Source organism: Sinomonas flava (genome assembly GCF_039531875.1).
In the GTDB taxonomy this organism is placed as follows: Bacteria; Actinomycetota; Actinomycetes; order Actinomycetales; family Micrococcaceae; genus Sinomonas; species Sinomonas flava.
In genome coordinates, this window is record NZ_BAAAQW010000003.1 from 755,709 (window position 1) to 773,937 (window position 18,229).

Annotated in this window: 16 protein-coding genes; 15 read left to right on the forward strand and 1 reads right to left on the reverse strand. The window is 71.0% G+C overall.

Annotated features, from left to right (window positions below; all coding sequences use genetic code 11):
• Positions 1 to 71 precede the first annotated feature (71 nt).
• Entirely contained in the window at positions 72 to 197 is a 126-nt protein-coding gene (locus ABD298_RS06135; protein ID WP_255405261.1) for a hypothetical protein, read from the reverse strand.
• Between the two features lie 14 nt (positions 198 to 211).
• On the opposite strand from ABD298_RS06135, the gene ABD298_RS06140 reads away from it, so the two are divergent.
• The 15 genes from ABD298_RS06140 (at position 212) to ABD298_RS06210 (ending at position 17,984) form a co-directional block, all read left to right on the forward strand.
• Entirely contained in the window at positions 212 to 451 is a 240-nt protein-coding gene (locus ABD298_RS06140) for a hypothetical protein (protein ID WP_344298757.1), read from the forward strand.
• The gene (locus tag ABD298_RS06145; protein ID WP_344298758.1) at positions 448 to 717 is read left to right on the forward strand and encodes a hypothetical protein; all 270 of its coding nucleotides are present in this window, start codon (positions 448 to 450) and stop codon (positions 715 to 717) included. The genes ABD298_RS06140 and ABD298_RS06145 overlap by 4 nt, the downstream gene beginning before the upstream one ends.
• Positions 718 to 777: 60 nt before the next feature.
• Positions 778 to 1,851, forward strand: coding sequence for an FAD-dependent oxidoreductase (locus ABD298_RS06150; RefSeq protein WP_344298759.1), 1,074 nt, complete (start codon positions 778 to 780; stop codon positions 1,849 to 1,851).
• Positions 1,852 to 1,904: 53 nt separating this feature from the next.
• On the forward strand, positions 1,905 to 2,273 hold the full coding sequence (locus ABD298_RS06155) for a DUF3467 domain-containing protein (RefSeq protein WP_344298760.1): 369 nt from the start codon (positions 1,905 to 1,907) through the stop codon (positions 2,271 to 2,273).
• Positions 2,270 to 2,947, forward strand: coding sequence for an SGNH/GDSL hydrolase family protein (locus ABD298_RS06160; RefSeq protein ID WP_344298761.1), 678 nt, complete (start codon positions 2,270 to 2,272; stop codon positions 2,945 to 2,947). The genes ABD298_RS06155 and ABD298_RS06160 overlap by 4 nt, the downstream gene beginning before the upstream one ends.
• Before the next feature lie 269 nt (positions 2,948 to 3,216).
• Complete coding sequence (locus ABD298_RS06165) at positions 3,217 to 4,377, forward strand: extracellular solute-binding protein (RefSeq protein ID WP_344298762.1); 1,161 nt, start codon at positions 3,217 to 3,219, stop codon at positions 4,375 to 4,377.
• Complete coding sequence (locus ABD298_RS06170) at positions 4,374 to 5,339, forward strand: ABC transporter permease (RefSeq protein ID WP_344298763.1); 966 nt, start codon at positions 4,374 to 4,376, stop codon at positions 5,337 to 5,339. The genes ABD298_RS06165 and ABD298_RS06170 overlap by 4 nt, the downstream gene beginning before the upstream one ends.
• On the forward strand, positions 5,339 to 6,163 hold the full coding sequence (locus ABD298_RS06175) for an ABC transporter permease (protein WP_344298764.1): 825 nt from the start codon (positions 5,339 to 5,341) through the stop codon (positions 6,161 to 6,163). The genes ABD298_RS06170 and ABD298_RS06175 overlap by 1 nt, the downstream gene beginning before the upstream one ends.
• A 7-nt stretch (positions 6,164 to 6,170) precedes the next feature.
• Positions 6,171 to 7,274 (forward strand): ABC transporter ATP-binding protein, encoded by a 1,104-nt coding sequence (locus ABD298_RS06180; protein ID WP_344298765.1) that lies wholly within the window; start codon positions 6,171 to 6,173, stop codon positions 7,272 to 7,274.
• Positions 7,275 to 7,279: 5 nt separating this feature from the next.
• The gene (locus ABD298_RS06185; protein WP_344299063.1) at positions 7,280 to 8,959 is read left to right on the forward strand and encodes an inositol monophosphatase family protein; all 1,680 of its coding nucleotides are present in this window, start codon (positions 7,280 to 7,282) and stop codon (positions 8,957 to 8,959) included.
• On the forward strand, positions 8,949 to 9,908 hold the full coding sequence (locus ABD298_RS06190; protein WP_344298766.1) for a DUF6454 family protein: 960 nt from the start codon (positions 8,949 to 8,951) through the stop codon (positions 9,906 to 9,908). Before ABD298_RS06185 ends, ABD298_RS06190 begins: the two co-directional genes overlap by 11 nt.
• A 223-nt stretch (positions 9,909 to 10,131) precedes the next feature.
• Positions 10,132 to 11,829: a phospholipase C gene (locus tag ABD298_RS06195; protein WP_344298767.1), complete on the forward strand. Its 1,698-nt coding sequence runs from the start codon at positions 10,132 to 10,134 to the stop codon at positions 11,827 to 11,829.
• A 209-nt stretch (positions 11,830 to 12,038) separates the two neighbouring features.
• Positions 12,039 to 13,703: a phosphodiester glycosidase family protein gene (locus ABD298_RS06200; protein ID WP_344298769.1), complete on the forward strand. Its 1,665-nt coding sequence runs from the start codon at positions 12,039 to 12,041 to the stop codon at positions 13,701 to 13,703.
• A gap of 110 nt (positions 13,704 to 13,813) precedes the next feature.
• Positions 13,814 to 16,276, forward strand: coding sequence for an alkaline phosphatase family protein (locus tag ABD298_RS06205; protein WP_344298770.1), 2,463 nt, complete (start codon positions 13,814 to 13,816; stop codon positions 16,274 to 16,276).
• Between the two features lie 142 nt (positions 16,277 to 16,418).
• Positions 16,419 to 17,984 carry a CehA/McbA family metallohydrolase gene (locus ABD298_RS06210; RefSeq protein WP_344298771.1) on the forward strand — a complete coding sequence of 522 codons (1,566 nt, stop codon included), beginning with the start codon at positions 16,419 to 16,421 and terminating at the stop codon, positions 17,982 to 17,984.
• Positions 17,985 to 18,229 lie beyond the last annotated feature (245 nt).

Consider the following 18,229-nt stretch of genomic DNA (forward strand, 5'->3'; position numbering starts at 1 on the left):
TCGAGGAACAGGACGGACCGCGCCGCCGTGCGCACGCCGGAGTAATTGGATCGGCGCCGCTGCCGGCCCTGCTACCGGTTCAGGTTCAGCAGGATGAACGCGGCCACGGCCAGCGCGGCGGCCACCACCAGGACGCCCGAGACGGCGTTGATCCTGTGCTCGTTGCGCAGCGCCCATTCACGGCGCCGGTAGCTCATCTTCCGACTCATTCTTGGCCCCCATCGTCTTGACCGGCGCGGCAACGGAAACCGCGGCAGCTGCTGCTGCAGCACCAGACTGGCAGGGCGCTGGCACGAATTCAAAACAGGCGCAAGTCAATGACGAAATGCTACCGAAAGGGGCGCTCGCGAAGGGGTATATCATTCGTTTTGGGGATTCCAGCGCGCGCCGCTGGACCTGGACGAATTTCTTCGCCGGCTTGGCCGGCATCTTGATGGGGGACACATCATGAAGTGGCGTTATGCCCTGCCTTTTTCCGTCTGCGCTGCGCTCGTCGCGGCCGCGATCCTCGGATCGGGGGAGGTGCCAGAGGCCACCGCCGTCGTGCTCTGGGCGGGCGCAGGAACGTTCGGCTTCGTCTACGGCGTCGTCGTCGCCCTGACCTCCCGGCGGGGTGCGCCGCGCACCCGGGGCCCGCTCGCCGCGGCCCCGACGAAGCCGCTCCCCGCGCCAGCAGCCGCAGCCGCGCCCGCGCCGGAGCTGCAGCCGGCCACCTGACCTGAGGACCGCCAGCGAGCGGGCCGAGCAGCCGCGACTGCGGAGCAGTAGCGTGGAGGCATGAAGGGCACAGCAGCCATTGTCGGTGCCGGCATCGCAGGCCTCGCCGCCGCCCGCTCGCTCACCGAGGGCGGCTGGGACGTGCAGGTCCTCGAGCGCAGCAGCACCCTCTCCACCTCAGGGACGCTCATCGGGGTATGGCCCACGGCCTACACGGCGCTGGAACGACTCGGCGTCGCGGACCGCCTGCAATCCATCGACATCACCTCCGGCACCCTCCTCCGCCCGGACGGCCGGGTCCTGGCCAGCCTCACGCTGCCGCAGAAGTCCCACGCGGTGAGTCGTATCAGCATCAACGAGGGCCTCTACGCGGGCCTGCCGGAGGGCACCGTCCGCTTCGGGGCCGCCGTGCGCTCGCCCGCGGACCTGCCCCAGGCGGACGTGGTCATCGCGGCCGACGGCGTCCACTCCTCCGTGCGCGCCGCCGCCTTCCCCGACGCGCGCCTCAGGGACGGCGGGACGGTCGCCTTCCGCGGCGTCGCGCCCGTGGCAAGCACCGGGCCCACCGAGACGTGGGGCCGCAACCTCATCTTCGGCCGAGCGCCCTTCCCCGGCGGCGGCTCCAACTGGTACGCCGGCGTCCGCGCCGACCTCGCCGGCACCCGCGACGACGATCCCCTCGCCGTCCTCCAGGCCCTCTACAGGGACTGGCACCCGGCCGTCCACGAGGTCCTCGACTCCCTCACGCCCCAGGACATCGACCGCCGCCGCATCGAGGACCTGGCCCCGCTGAAGAGCTACGTCTCCGGGAACATCGTCCTCGTCGGCGACGCCGCCCACGCCATGTCCCCGCACCTGGGCCGCGGCGGGTGCGAGTCGCTCGTCGACGGACTGGCCCTCGGCGAGGCCCTCCTGGCCGCGCCCAGCGTCGCGGAAGGCCTCGCGCGGTACGACGCCGAGCGGCGTCGTCCGAGCCAGAAGTCCGTCCTGGGCTCCCGCATCATGGCGCGCCTCACCAACCTCCAGTCCCACCCGTGGGCCCGCGACACGCTCGTCGCAGCGGTCGGCGCGCTGCTCGCACGACGCCGCCCCGCGCCGTCGTCCGCCGGCTCGCCCGGGCGGGCCGCGCCGTGAGCCGGGCCGGACGGCACTTCGCGTAGCGCGCCGGGCTGCACCATGATGGGGGGATGACCGACGACGAGCTACCCAAGGTCTTCCAGATCTCCCTGCCAGAGGAAAACATCGAGGGCCGGTTCGCCGACTTCGCGAATCTATGGCACACGCCGAACGTGTTCGTGCTCGACTTCGTCGCCCTGACGCAGCCCCCGACCCCCGGCGAGGGGCCCGAGGGGACCCCGTCCGAGCTGATTCCCGGCCGGGTCGTGAGCCGCATCCGCATCCCCCCGGAGCAGGTCTTCGAGCTCGCCGCCGCCCTCACCCGCCAGCTGGGGCTGTGGGAGCAGGAGACCGGGCGGAAGCCGCCGGCGCGGCCGCTGTTCGACTCCCAGGGCCGTGAGATCCGCATCGACGACGAGGGCGTGGACGGCGAGCCGTGAGCCGTCGCACGCGGTGGGCGTCCGCGCTCGTGGGAACGGTCGCCGTCGTGCTGGCGGCGGCCGCCGTCACCGCGCCCCGCTGGGCAGGCGCCGGCCTCGACCCGCGACAGCTGTTCGGTGTCCCCGCGCCGGCGGGGACCGAGACGGTGAGCGTGCTCGGTGACTCGCACTCGGGGTGGCCGGGCTCGTGGTTCCGGCAGTCCGTGGGCGACGGCGGTGTCCCCGGCGCCCAGCTCGGCACCCTCGCCTCCTACCCCGGCTGGACCTCCGTGGCGCTCCTGACCCGCGTGCCTGAGGCCACCCGGCGCGGCGGGACCGTCCTGGTGCAGGCCGGGACCAACGACATGCTGCTCGCCGGCTCCTCCCCCGCCCGGGCCGCGGACGACGTCGAGCGGCTGGTGGGCGCGGTCGGCGAGCGCAGCGTGCGCCCCATCCTCGTCTCGGTGCCGCCCTCGGCGACGCAGGGGCCGCAGGTGCTTCAGCTGAACGCGCGCCTGCACGGCTGGGCTGACGAGCGCGGGATCGGGTGGCTGGACGTTACCTCCCCCGTCATGGCACCGGACGGGACCTGGCGCGCGGGCCTGAGCGACGACGGCATCCATGCGAACGCCTCGGGCGGGTCGCTGATGGCCGAGGCCGTGGTGGCGGAGCTGCCGGCGCTGCTGCGCGGGTGAGGCCATCCGGCGACCCGCAGTGCTTTACCTTCCAGTAACCCTGACTTTGACCGTTAGTCAGGACAAGCCTGTTTAGTTTCGGTGGGGGTCGGCGCCGTCACGCGGCGCGCCGACGCGCTCTGCCCGGTTGAGGTGGGGCGCGGTGACGACCTATCGAAACCAGACGAAGGGCCCGGGCGGCCGCTCCTGTACGCGCACACTGTGCCTGCAGGAACCGGCAGAACGCGCGCCTCCGGCGTGCCCTTCGTCCACGCTCTTGGGAGAGATCCATGAAGATCACTACTGTGCTGCGCTCTGCTGCCGCAGTCACCGCGCTGGCGTTTGCCGTCACCGGGTGCGCTCAGAGCAGCACGGCCGCGAAGAACAATGCGGCCGGTGATGCGGGCTCGAAGACCGTCCGGGTCTTCATCAGCGGCGACACCAACATCCAGAACCTGTGGGAGAAGGAGCTGGCCCCCGCCTTCGAGAAGGCGAACCCCGGCTACAAGGTCCAGGTCCAGATCGACCTCCACGGTGAGCATGACGCGCAGACGCTCGCCAAGCTCACGAGCTCGGTCGAGCAGAAGAAGGACGCGGACTTCGACCTGGTCGACGGCGGGTTCGTCGCCAAGGCCTCCGGAGCGGGCCTGCTCGAGCCGATGGACACCGGCAAGGTCGCCGCGCTGGGCGACGTCCCCGCGGACGTGGTGAAGGCCGGGGGCACCGGCGGCATCCCGTATCGCGGCTCGTCCGTGCTGCTCGCGTACGACACGAAATCCGTCCCGACACCGCCCAAGACCCTGGATGACCTGCTGGCCTGGATCAAGGCGAACCCCGGCAAGTTCACCTACAACTCGCCGAAGTCCGGCGGATCCGGCGCGTCGTTCGCCGCCACCGTGCTCGACAAGTACATCCCGGCCGACGCGCGCCAGAAGATGACGGTCGGCTACGAGAAGGACCTCGAGTCCACGTGGGACCAGGGCTTCGACACGCTGCGGAGCCTGAACCCGTACGTGTACCAGAAGGGCGTCTACCCCAACGGGAACAAGCAGACCCTGGAACTGCTGGCCAGCGGCCAGATCTCCATGGCCCCGGTCTGGTCGGACCAGTTCATCACCGGGTCCGCGAACGGCTCCATTCCCGCGACGGTCAAGGCCGCCCAGATCTCGGACCCCTCCTTCACCGGCGGAGCCGCCTACCTCGGGATTCCGGCGAACACCCCGAACAAGGACGCCGCCCTCAAGCTCGCCAATTTCGTCCTCGAACCGGAGCAGCAGGCGGAGATCGTCAAGGAGATCTCCGGCTACCCGGCGATCTCCCTCGACAAGCTTCCCGCTGACGTCCGGGAGAAGTTCCAGAACGCGGACACGAACAACCTCCGCAAGGGCTACTTCGACCAGATGTCCAAGGACATGAACAACCTCTGGGACCAGAAGGTCCCCGGCCAGTGACAGCCGAATCCACCAAGGTCCGCGAGCAGCCGCCCGCTCCCGCCCGTCCCCTCCGCCCGACCGCGCGGCGGGCGGGGGCGGGCCGGGCCGCCGGCTTCGCGATGGCCCTGCCGCCCATCGTCCTGATAGCGCTCTTCATCGGTTTCCCGATCGTCCTGGCGTTCGCCTTCAGCCTCGGCTTCACCGGCGGCCTCAACCGCACCATCTCGGTGATCGGCCAGAACGTGCACGAGGCCGACGGCGGCGCCCCCACCCTCGGCGCCTACACCGACATGTTCACGAGCCCGCGGTTCCTCGGCGACCTCGCCGTGACCGTCGTCGTCACCCTCGTGAGCACCACGGTGGTGGTGCTGCTCGCCGCCGGGATCGGCCTCTACCTGAAGTTCAGGGGCGGCATGATCGGCAAGGTGCTCTCCGCGCTGGCCGTCGTGCCGCTGTTCATCCCCGTGGTGATCGCCTCGTGGGCCATCCTCGGCTTCTACTCGGCGGATGGCTTCCTGCGCAGCGCCGCGGCCCAGCTCGGGCTGGACTTCCCGGTGTGGTCCTTCACCATGGTCACGGTGGTCATCGGGTCGGTGTGGACCTCGCTTCCCTTCGCGACCCTGCTCGTCACCTCCGGGCTCCAGGCCGTGCCCCAGGCGATGATCGACGCCGCGCGCGACGCCGGTGCCTCCTTCTGGAGGGTCGTCACCGCCGTCGTGGTCCCCATGGCAGGGGTCCCGATCATCATTGCCACGACGTTCACGGCCATCGGCATCCTCGGCTCGTTCACCGTCCCGTACTTCACGGGCCCGAACTCGCCGAACATGCTCGGGGTGGACATGTCGAACTACTTCTCGGCGTTCAACCAGCCCCAGCAGGCCGTCGTCATGGCGTTCGTCGTGTTCGCGATCGCCTCGGGCATCGCCGCCGTCTACGTCTGGGCCAACTTCCGCTCGGCCAAGGAAAGCGGGGCCGTCTGATGCAGAGCTCCTCGGCACGCCGTGCCCTCACCGGAACCCTCGCGGTCCTCTTCGCCCTGGCCTTGGCCGTGTTCATCATCGGCCCGCTCGCATGGCTGGCTGTGCGCGCGTTCGCCACCAACTGGACCTACCCGAACCTGCTGCCGGACGGGTGGACCCTGAAGTGGTGGGGCCTGGTGTTCAACGACAGCGCCCTCGGCGTCGCGGTGCAGAACTCGCTGTTCTTCGCCCCGATCACCGTCCTGGCCTCCGCGGTGATCTGCCTCCCGGCCGCCTACGCGTTCGCACGCTTCGAGTTCCCCGGGCGGCGGTTCTTCCTCATCGGGCTCTTCGCGGCCAACGCCTTCCCCAAGATGGGCCTGTTCGTCTCCCTCGCGGCGCTCTTCTACACGCTGAACCTCATGAACTCGATCCTGGGCATCCTGATCGTGCACCTCCTCGGCACCGTCGTGTTCATGACGTGGATCCCGTCGGCCGCGTTCGCAGCCGTGCCCCGCAGCCTGGAAGAGGCTGCGCGGGACGCCGGTGCGTCGAAGCTGCGCGTGTTCTTCTCCGTGACGCTGCCCATGGCACTGCCGGGCATCCTGGTCGCGGCGATCATGAGCTTCCTGGCCTCGTTCGACGAGGCCCAGGGCACGTACCTCGTGGGCGCCCCGGACTACTTCACCATGCCGACCCAGATGTACACGCTCGTGCTGAACTACCCGACCCAGGTGGCGGCGGTCTTCTCGATCCTGCTCGCCATCCCCTCCGTGGCGCTGCTCCTGGCCGCGCACAAGCACATCGTCGGCGGCCAGCTCGCCGAGGGCTTCCAGATCAAGTAGAGGCACCATGAACACCACGACCTCCACCACACCGAACACCGACAGCGCGAAGGCGTCCCCGGCCGCAGGACGCGTGCCGTCCGCCGCCGGGCTCGAGGTCCGCGGGCTGCACAAGGTCCTGGGCGGCCGCACCATCATCGACAACCTCGACATGGCCGTCCAGCCCGGGGAGCTCGTCTCCCTCCTCGGCCCCTCGGGCTGCGGCAAGACCACCACGCTGCGCATGATCGCCGGCTTCCTGGCCCCGGACTCCGGCTCCATCAGCGTCGGAGGCCGCGAGGTGGCCCACCTGGGACCCGAGCAGCGGCCCAGCGCCATGGTCTTCCAGAACTACGCGCTCTGGCCCCACATGACCGTGGCGAAGAACGTCGGCTTCCCGCTCAAGCTCCGCAAGAGGCCCAAGGCTGAGATCGCCGAGCGGGTGGACGCCGCCCTGGCCCTGGTGAACCTGCTCCACCACAGGGACTCGCGGCCCGCGCGGATCTCCGGCGGCGAACAGCAGCGCACGGCGCTGGCCCGCGCGCTCGTCCAGGAGCCCGAGCTGCTCCTGCTCGACGAGCCCCTCTCCAACCTGGACGCCAAGCTGCGCGTCAAGGTCCGCGAGGACATCCGCGAGATCCAGCAGCGCCTCGGCATCACGACCCTCATCGTCACGCACGACCAGGAGGAGGCCATGTCCATGTCCGACCGGATCGCCGTCATGAACGAGGGCCGGATCGAGCAGTTCAGCACGCCGGCCGAGCTCTACAGCGCCCCGGCCACCGAGTTCGTGGCAACGTTCATCGGGAGCCTGAACCGGCTCGAGGGCCGCATCCAGGACGGCCGCCTCACGCGCGGCAGCGGGATGGTCGGAGTCCGTCCGGAGGACGTGGTCTTCACCGCGGACGTCCTCGGGACGGATGCGACGGGAAGCGGCTGGACGCCGGCGACCGTCGACCGGGTGGTGCCGCGCGGCCATTTCGCCGAACTGCACCTCACACGGGAGGACGCAGCCCTGCGCAGCTTCGTGACGGGGACCCCGCCCACAGTGGGGACCCGGGGGTACGCGAGGATCACCAAGTGGCTGGACTTCGAGGACGGCAGGCTCTCCGGAAAGGGCTCGGCCGCGTGAGCGCGATGCCTGCACGGGCGCCCTTCGAGGTCCGAACCGGCGCCCCGAGCGCCCACGGCCCCTTCGCCACCGCCCACCGCGGGCATGTCGAACGGCACCGCGAGAACACCATCGCGGCCGTCCGGGCGGCGGTGGAGGCGGGTGCCGACTTCGTCGAGATCGACGTCCGCGTGACGCGCGACGGGCACGTGGTGCTCCTCCACGACGCCACGCTCGAGCGACTCTGGAACGACCCGCGGCACATCGCCGACATCGACTGGGCCGAGGCCGCAGGACTGGGCGACGGCGACTGCCGGATCCCGCTCCTCGCCGACGCCCTCGACGCCGTGGCCGGGACTCCCTCGGTGCTGGTCATCGACATGGACGAGCCCCGCCCCGCCGAGGCGAGCGTCGCCGTCGTGCATGCCCATGCGGAGGCGGCGGCCCGAGCGGGACGTGAGGCGGCGCGGGTGGCGTGGTGCGGGAACCTCGAGGCCATGACGGTGATCCGCGACCTTGATGCGGACGCGTGCGTGTGGCTTCCGTGGAACCGCCGGGACCTGCCCCCGGGAGAGCTCCTGGAGCGGCTCCGCCCGGCCGCGGTCAACTCCGACTACGCCGTCCTGAGCCCGGCGCTCGTGGACGCAGCGCACGCCGCGGGCGCGCTCATGACCTGCTGGACGGTCGACTCGGCGGACGGGATGCGCTGGGCCCTGGCCCTCGGCGCGGACGCGATCACCACCAACCGGCTCTCGCTGCTGCACCGCGTCATCGCGGAAGCCCCCGAGACGTGGGCTGCCGCCCAGCCGCCGCGGCACCTCGCCGGAGACGAACTCCTCGCGGCCGCTGCCGTGGCCCACGAGCTCGCCCAGTGGGCCATCGACCACACCCGCGCCGCCGCCCTGGGTACCGTGCGGACCAAGGCGAACGCCGCCGACCACGTCACGGACGTCGACCTCGCGGTAGAGCGCCACGTGCGGGAGATCATTTCAGCCCGGCTCCCGGGCCACCTCGTGGTGGGAGAGGAATTCGGCGGCGCCCCCGAGCCGGGCGTCCCCTGCTGGTACGTCGACCCAGTCGACGGCACGGCGAACCTCGCCAACGGCATGCCGTGGACCGCCTTCTCGCTCGCCCTCGCCATCGACCGCGAACCGCTCGTCGCCGTCGTGGCGGACGTGTGGCGCGGGCACCTGTACTCCGCCGTCGCAGGCTACGGCGCCGAGGCAGACGGCACCCGGCTGCACCTCGCCCCCGGGCAGTCGCAGGCACCCACCGAGCACGACGGCGACGCCGCCGCACAGGCGAGCACGCTCGCCGGCACCGTGGTCGCCACGGAACTGCTCGGGCATGAGCCCTGGCCCGGCTTCGACGGCTTCCTCGCGGCGCTCAGCGCGCGGTTCTCCACACTCCGCGTCATGGGATCTGGGACGCTCACGCTCGCGGGTGTCGCCGTCGGGCGGGGCGCCGGCAGCGTGATCGCCCGCTTCAGCCCCATCGACCACCTCGCCGCCGCACTCCTTGTGCGCGAGGCCGGCGGGACCCTGCTCGACGAGCAGGGCCGGGAGACGGCATGGCCCGAGTCCGGGGGCATCATGGCGGCCCGGCCCGACCAGGCGGCTGAGCTGCACGCAGTCTGGTCCGCGGCCCTGCGCGCCGGACGGGAACGCTCGCGAACCGTGGCTGTGGAGGCGCCCCGTGTGGGCTGAACCCGTACGGGACGGCAGCCTCTCAGCCGAGGTCGCCGGCTGGACCCGGCGCACGGGCTTCGAGCTCGTGCGCCGGCTCCCCCTCGCCTTCGCCACCCACCACCCGCAGGGCATGACCCTCGCCGCTGGCCGGGTCTTCCTCACCACCGTCGAGGTCCTCGACCCGCCTGAACCCCTCGCCGACGCGGACGGCGACCCCGCCCGCCGCTCTCCGGGCCGTGGGCGCGGCCACGTGCTCGTCATCGAGAGCGACGGGACGCTGGCCGCGGACATCGCCGTGGGCGAGGGCGACGCCTACCATCCGAGCGGGATCGACTACACCGGCGGACTGCTGTGGGTCCCGGTGGGCGAATACCGTTCCCACTCGCGCAGCCTCATCTACACGCTCGACCCCGTGACCCTCGACCTCGTCGAGCGCTTCGAGGTGGACGACCACATCACCTGGCTCGTCCCGGACCCGCAGCGGAACATGCTCCACGGTGCGAGCTGGGGATCGCGGCGCTTCTACCGCTGGAGGCTCAGCGAGGCAGCGGGTGGCCGGCTCGTCGCCGGAGAGCCCGACGTCTGGGACAACCCGAGCCAGCACCTCGACTTTCAGGAAGCCCAGCACGACGGCGCCGGCAGGCTCATCTGCGCGGGCATCAGCGAACTGCCCGACGCGCACGGTGGGACGTATGAGCTCGGAGGCGTCGCCGTCGTCCATGTCGACGAACGCCGGATCGCCGCGGACGTCCCGGTGGCCCTCTTCAGCCCGGCGGGGCACAGCGTCTTCCGCAACCCGTTCGTGCTGACCCGCGAGGGCGACGACGTGCTCCTGCACGTGGCGCCGGACGACGGCCATGAGCGCTGCGGGACCGAGATCCTCACCTACCGGGTCATGCGTGCCTCCGAGCCCGCACCCCGGTCCGGAAGACTGTGCTCCGGCGCCGCCGATGCCCCCGCGCGGTGAGGCCTCCTCGGACTCGGAGGAAACCGGTTGTTCACCCCCGGTTCAATCCACGCCGGTAGGGTGCCGAGGGCACACGGAACCTCGACGACACTCCGAGTCCTGCCGTCAAGCAGAGGGGGCACGCTGCGGCTGGGGCGCCTGGTTCCGGTACCCGCACCTGTGGAGAGATGGAGCCGCCGGGAGACCGATCCCGGACGGTAGGCACCGAAACGATTGGACTCCCATGCACAACCCCTCACGGCCTCGGCCGCGCCGGCGCCTTCTGGCCGCCACCGGCGCCGCCGCCCTGGCCACCACTGCCCTGACCGCCGGGGCCCTGGGCCTCGGCTCAGCGCCGGCCACCGCCGGCGAGCAGGCGTCCACCGCGACCCCCATCAAGCATGTGGTGGTCATCTTCGGGGAGAACGTCTCCTTCGACCACTACTTCGCCACCTACCCCAACGCGAAGAACGCCGCAGGCGAGACCCTCCAGGGCTCCACAGCGAAGGCCCCCTCGTTCACCGCCTCCGATGACACGCCGAAGGACATCGCCACCCTGTCCCACGATGGCCTCCTGGCCCCGAACAACCCGAACACTGTCCAGCCCGACCGGCTCAGCCCGATGCAGGCCGTCACGTGCGACCAGGACCACACCTACACGGCCGAGCAGAAGGCGTACAACGGCGGCGCCATGGACAAGTTCGTCCAGTTCACCAGCCGCGACGCGTGCGCGCCGGGGCAGTACGGGCGCCCCGGCCTGACGATGGACTACTACGACGGGAACACCGTCACCGGGATCTGGAACTACGCCCAGAACTACGCCATGAGCGACAGCCACTTCAGCACCGTCTTCGGCCCATCCTCCCCCGGCGCGATCAACCTCGTCTCCGGCCAGACCCACGGGACCCGGGAGTTCACGGCCGCCGGCCAGCCCGTGGTGCCCACCGCGAGCGACTACGCCGTGCGCGTCCCCGACGCCCAGGGCGTGGGGACGATGATCAACGACCCCGACCCGGTCTACGACGACTGCTCCAACAACAGCCACGCCAAGGCCAACAACCTCGCCGGGATGACCGGGAAGAACATCGGCGACCTGCTCAACGACAAGGGCGTGAGCTGGGGCTGGTTCCAGGGAGGCTTCACGCCCACCACGGCGGCCACCGGCACCGCCCCCGCCGCGTGCCTCGCCAAGCACAGCAACGTCGCCGGGGTCTCCAGCACGGACTACAACCCGCACCACCAGCCGTTCCAGTACTACGCCTCCACCGCCAACCCGCACCACCTTCCCCCGGCCGGCGAGGCGGAGATCGGGCACAGCGGCCAGGCCAACCACCAGTACGACCTCACCGACTTCGACAAGGTCGTCAACAGCTCGAACATGCCCGCGGTCTCCTTCCTGAAGGCCGCGAACTACCAGGACGGGCACGCCTCCTACTCGGACCCGCTGGACGAGCAGAACTTCATCACCGCCCAGATCAACGCGATCCAGAACTCCCCGAACTGGGACTCCACGGCGATCGTGCTGGCCTACGATGACTCCGACGGGTGGTACGACCACGTCGCCGCCGCGGTGAAGAACTCCTCCAACAGCCCCGACGACGCCGCATGGTGCCTGGACGCCTACAACAAGGGCGTCCCGCAGGCCGGCGGGTACGCCGACCGCTGCGGGCCCGGGCCGCGCCAGCCGCTGCTGGTCATCTCGCCCTACGCCAAGAAGAACTTCGTGGACCACACGCAGACCGACCAGGCCTCGATCCTGCGCTTCATCGAGGACAACTGGGGCACCGGCCAGATCGGCGACGCGTCCGCGGACGCCGGCGCCGGCTCCCTCGAGGCGATGTTCAACTTCCACCACGAGCGGAAGGACAAGGTCTTCCTCGACGAGCAGACCGGTGCAGTCGCCTCCATCACCCACGCGAACAACGGCGGCGGAAACGGCTGACCGCCCTGGGATCGCGCTGACCCCCTGAGCCGAAAGAGGCCGGGCCGGAACCCTGTGGTTCCGGCCCGGCCTCGCCGCATCGCTGCGGTCCGGGTATCCACGCCGTGGCGTGAACGCGCCGTGAACACCTTTCCGTGCCGCGCCAAGGCTCGGTGAACAGTTGCGAAACAGGGCCTTCACAGCTCAGCAGCGCACCTACGCTGGACGCCGTGTCTGCCCCCATCTGGAACTCCCCCCGCCTCTACGCCACCTGTGCCGCCGCAGCGGCCGCCGCCCTCATCGCCACAGGGGTGCCTGCGTCAGCCGAAGCCGCCCCGGCCAGTGCCATCGCGGCGGCCCCGGCCCAGTCCTCACATCTCGACCTCGGCGCCCCCGACCTCCCCGAGACCCGCACTGACGCCCAGCTCGCGCCCGGCGTGACCCGCACCTCGATCACCCGCGGCGCCCCCAGCGCCTCGCTCTTCTGGACCGCAGAGGTCGCCATCCCCTCCGACTCCCCCGACCCCGACGCCCCGGCGGCGGCCCTCTCCAGCCAGGCGGCCGCCGAGCGGACCGCCGAGCGCCTCCGCGCCGCGGGCGTGGAGGCCCGCGTGGAGTCGGTCGACTCCCCGCAGCTGGCCGACGCCGGCGGCCAGCTCGGCTACCGCGTCCGCGCCGGGAACTTCGCCGCCAAGGCCGACGGCGCCGCGCTGGTCGCGCAGATCAAGGCCGCCGGCTACGCCTCGTCGCTGGTCTACACCGGCTGGGACGGCGACTCGGCCAGCGGGGACAACAGCCACGGACAGTGGAAGCTCGAGGTCCTCACGATCGACCCCCACGAGTACACCGGCCAGCTGAGCGCATCCTTCGGCCCGGACCTGCAGCGCCGCGAGACCGTCAGCGCGCTGGCCCAGGCCGAAGGCGCCCTCGCCGGCGTCAACGGGGGCTTCTTCACCTTCGATCCGAAGGCCGGCGCTGAAGGCGACCCGGCCGGCGTCGGCGTCTACGGCGGCCGCACGCTCAGCGAGCCGGTGGGCGACCGTCCGGCGCTCGTCGTCGACGGCCAGCACAACCGCACCTCCGTCGAACGGCTGGCCTGGCGCGGGTCCGTCCGCGCCGGCAATGACGAGCTGGTCCTCGACGGCATCGACCGGGTGCCCGGCCTCATCCGCAACTGCGGCGGTACCGGCGACAGCCCCACCTCTCTTCCCCTCCACGACGTCACCTGCACCCACGCCGACGAGCTCGTGGCCTTCACGCCCGACTTCGGCCCCCAGACCCCCTCGGGCGATGGGCTCGAGGTCGTCCTGGACGGCTCCGGGCGCGTCTCCGAGGTGCACGAGCACCGAGGCATGGCCGTCCCCGCGGGCGGCCGCACGATCCAGGCCACCGGGTCCGCCGCCGCCCAGCTGCGCGCCCTGGCCCCCGAGGGGCGCCAGCTCCAGCTCAGCACCGACCTGCTCGACGCGAAGGGCAAGGCCCTCACCGCGGACAAGTCCACGAGCGTCGTCAACGGCGGCCCCCTGCTGATCCAGGACGGGGCCGAGAACATCACCGCACGCCGCGATGGCATGGTCCACACCGGGGACAGCAACAGCTTCTACTACGGCTGGGTCCACAAGCGGAACCCCCGCACCTTCGCCGGGGTCGACGCCCAGGGCCGCACCCTCATCGTCACCGCCGACGGCCGCCAGACCGACCGCCTCGGCCTGAGCATCAAGGAGACCGCGGACGTGGCCGCCTCGCTCGGCATGGTCCAGGCCATCAACCTCGACGGCGGGGGCTCGACGGCGATGGTCGCCGACGGCGCCCTCGTCACCCGCCCCTCCGGAGGGTCCGAGCGGGCCGTCGGAGACGCGCTCCTCGTCCTCCCCGGACGCAAGGCCACCGACTGACGACTCACTGACGGTCACCCGGACGTCACCGAAGGACGGGGTGCAGTTAAGCTGCCCTCCGTACTGTCATGGGTATGACAAGACTGTCAAAGACCTCCCGCAGAACCATCGTGGCCACGGCAGCCCTCGCCCTCGTGGGCGGGGGCATCGCTGTCGCAGTGGCCCCCCACGTTGCCGGGCCCTCCGGCGACGGCACCGCGGTCACCCCGACCGGCCAGCGCGTCACCCCCTGGGGCGAGCAGACCGTCCTGGGCGACCTCCCACTGAACTCGGCCCTCTCCCCCGACGGCAAGCGCCTCCTCGTGACCAACAACGGCCAAGGCACCCAGTCGCTCCAGCTCGTCGACGTCGCCGACCGCGAGGTCGAGCAGACCCTGACGTACAAGACGCCCGAGTCCCTCTACGTCGGGCTCGCCTGGAGCCCCGACGGCACCAAGGCCTACGCCTCCGCTGCGGCGAACGCCAAGATCCGCACCTTCGCGTACGACGGCGGGAAGCTCACCGAGGGCGCGCCGCTCGCCCTCCCGACGAAGACGCCCGACGGCAAGGCCCTCAACCTCTACCCCGCAGGCCTCGCCGTCACGCCCGACGGCGCCAAGATCGTCGTCGCAGACCAGCTCGGCGACGCCGTCTCCGTCATCGACACCGCCACCGGCGCCGTGCAGACCGCCCCGGCGGGCAGCAAGCCCTTTGCCGTGTCCCTCTCCCCGGACGGGAAGACCGCGTACATCACGAACCAAGGCGGCTCCGACGTCAGTGTGGTCGACGTCTCCGGTGACCAGCCCGCCGTCGTGCGTACGCTCCCCGTGGGGCTGCACCCGAACAAGTCCACGATCACCGGTGACGGCAAGACCCTCTTCGTGGCCAACGGCGACGCCGACACGGTCAGCGCCGTCGACACCGCCACGGGTGAAGCGAAGACCATCAGCCTCTCGCCCTACCAGGACGCCCCCGTCGGCACGAACCCGACCGGGCTCGCGCTCGACGAGAAGGGCGGGCGCCTGTTCGTCGCGAACTCGGGGAACAACGACGTCGCGGTGGTGAGCCTCGCCGACGGCAGCGTGGCGGGCGTCATCCCGAGCGCCTGGTACCCGTCCTCGCTGGCCTTCCGCGACGGCGCCCTCCACGTGACCAACGCCAAGGGCCTCGGCGCCGGGCCGAACGACGGCCCCGGCCACCCCGACCCGACGTCGCCCAATAAGACCGCCGAGGACCAGTACTCCGGCTCCATGATCAAGGGCACCCTCAGCAGCTACGCCGTCCCGACCGGGGGCGAGCTGCAGAAGGCCACCGAGCAGGTCAAGAACAACAACCGGCCGGCAACGACGGGAGTGGGCGCCGTCGTGCCCGCCCAGCCCGGCGGCCAGAGCCCGATCAAGCACGTGATCTACGTGGTCAAGGAGAACCGGACCTACGACCAGGTGCTCGGCGACATCGGCAAGGGCAACGGCGATCCGAGCCTGACCCTCTTCGGCGACGACTCCGCACCCAACACCCGGGCCCTCGCGAAGCAGTTCACGACCATCGACAACTTCTACGCCGACGCCGAGGTGAGCGCGAACGGCTGGAACTGGGTGACCCAGGCCAACTCGAACCCGTACGCCGAGCAGATGTGGCCGGCGAACTATTCCGGCCGCAAGGCGCCCTACCCGAGCGAGAACAGCAACCCGGAGAACGCGGCCCAGGAGCCGGGCAACTCGTACGTCTGGCAGCGGCTCGACAAGGCGGGCGTGAACTTCCGGAACTACGGCTTCTTCGTCAACAACACCGCCAACGGCGCGGTCTCCTCCGACCCGGTGCTCGACGCGAAGACGGACCGTGCCTACCGCGGCTACGACCTCAAGTGCCCCGACTCCACCGGGACGTTCGCGCCGCTCGCGGCCAACTGCGGCACGCCGCGCGTGGACGAGTGGATCAAGGACTTCACCGGCCAGGTCTCGGCGGGGACCGTGCCGACGGTGCAGTTCGTCCGCCTGCCGAATGACCACACGCAGGGCACCAAGGCCGGGGCGCCGACGCCGCAGGCGTACGTCGCGGACAACGACTACGCGCTCGGCCGGCTCGTCGACACCGTCTCGCACTCCTCCATCTGGAAGGACACGGCGATCTTCGTGACGGAGGACGACGCCCAGAACGGCGCCGACCACGTCGACGCCCACCGGACGCTGGCGCTGGCCATCAGCCCGTACACCCAGACGGGCAAGGTCGACTCGACGTTCTACAGCACGGCCTCCATGGTCCGCACGATCGGGCTCATCGCCGGCTTCAAGCCGCTCACGCAGTTCGACGCCTACGCGACGCCGATGAGCGCCTCGTTCACCGCGAACCCGAACCCGGCGGCGTACACGGCGGTCAAGCCCAGCTACCCGATGACGGCGCTCAACGGCGCGAACGCTCCGCTGGCCGCGCAGTCCTCCGCGCAGGACCTGACCAAGGAGGACCAGATCAACGAGGCCACGTTCAACGAGGCGATCTGGAAGTCCGTCAAGGGCGCGGACTCCGAGATGCCGGCGCCGCAGCACCACGTGATCGGGGCGGGCTCCGCCTCGGCTGCCGGGGACAGCGACGACTGAGTCCGGTTCCTGCCACACACGCAGCCGCCGCGGGTCCGCCCGCGGCGGCTGCGCTGTCCCGTGCGGGGCCTCAGCACTGAATTAGCAGCACGTTGGGCCGGACTTTGCCAAATGTTAAGTCCGCATGGTGAACATGTCGCGAGTGACATCCCCCTGCAAGGCTCACGAGGCCGACACCCCTGCCCTCCTCTCCCCCTCCCGCCGCGGGTTCCTGACCGCAGCGCTCACCGGCGCGGCGCTGACCCTGGCCCCGATGTCCTTCGCGGCCGCGGACAGCGGCACCCAGAAGACCCAGACGCTCACCGGCCACCTCGACCCGGGCGCCGCCGACTTCGTCTACCTGCCCGTTGAGGTCCCCGCGGGCGTGAACAGGATCAGCGTCTCCTACACCTACAGCAAGCCCTCGGTGGCCCCGGGCCTGCTCTCGAACTCGTGCGACATCGGCATCTTCGACGAGCAGGGCACCAGGCTCCAGGGCAAGGGCTTCCGCGGCTGGTCCGGCGGCTTCCGCACCGAGTTCTTCATCAGCGCCTCCGAGGCGACGCCCGGTTACCTCCCCGGCCCCGTCGGCAAGGGCACGTGGAACATCGTCCTCGGGCCCTACCAGGTGGCCGAGGCAGGCCTCGACTACACCGTCAACGTCACGCTCGACTACGGGCCCGACGGCGCCCCGTACCAGCCCAAGTACCCGGCCCAGGCAGTCGCCGGCAAGGGTGCGGGCTGGTACCGCGGAGACGCCCACCTGCACACGGTCTACTCGGACGGCAAGCGGACCCCGGAGGAGGTGGCCGCGGGTGCCCGGGCCAGCCGCCTCGACTTCATGATCTCGACCGACCACAACACGCCCGCCTCCCACGGGGCGTGGGGGCCGCTCGCCGGCAACGACCTCCTGATCCTCACGGGCGAGGAGGTCACGACCCGCAACGGCCACTACCTCGCCCTCGGCCTGCAGCCTGGAGACTGGATCGACTGGCGGTACCGCGCCCGGGAGAAGGGCTTCGAGGACGCCGCGCAGCTCATCCACTCCCGCTGTGGCCTCGTCGTCCCCGCCCACCCCTACTGCCCGTACGTGGCATGCCGGTGGAAGTTCGGCTACGACGACGCCGACGCCGTCGAGGTCTGGACCGGTCCGTGGACCCACGATGACGAGATGTCCGTCAGCACGTGGGACTCGATGCTCGTGCACTCAGTGCGGAGCAACGGCCGCTGGCTGCCGGCCATGGGCAACAGCGACGCACACAGCGCCCCGCAGGTCATCGGCTGGCCTCACAACGTGGTCAACGCCGCGGCCCTCTCCCATGACGCGATCCTCGACGGCATCCGGAACGGCCGGTCCTGGATCGCGGAGTCCGCCGACATCACCCTCGACCTCACCGTGAAGTCCGGCGGGAAGAGCGCGGGCATCGGCGAGCGGCTCGACGTTGCCCCGGATGCCCCGGTCACGGTGACGGCGAAGATCGGCGGGGTGCCGAACGGCGTCGTCCGCTTCATCACCGACGAGGGCCAGACACAGCAGGTCGCGCTCCCCGCCTCAGGGCAGGGCACCGTCACGTGGCGCACGACGCCGCAGCTCGCCGCCTACCTGCGGGTCGAGGTCCGCCACCCGAAGGGCGACGGCACCTCCGGCAGCGGCACCGAGATGGGCCCGAACCTCCCGCTCGGTCCCATGGCGGCGCTCACCAACCCGATCTTCCTCGGCGCCAAATAGCACAGGGCTTTCGGCGAGTGCGCGCTGTCAGGAGGCCGTGGGTCGCGAACCCCGGCCTCCTGGTCGCCCGATGTGATCGAGACCGCCGCGGCGGTCGATCAGTACCCGCGAATCCGGGGCGGACCATGTGTTCACCGGTGCGAGTACTCAGGGGCCGTTGAGGCGTGCGCGTCGGGATAAGGATTGCGTAAATGCCGACGGGGCCGCTGGTCCGTGGGAGTAGGCTCGCCATCGTCCTCATGTGG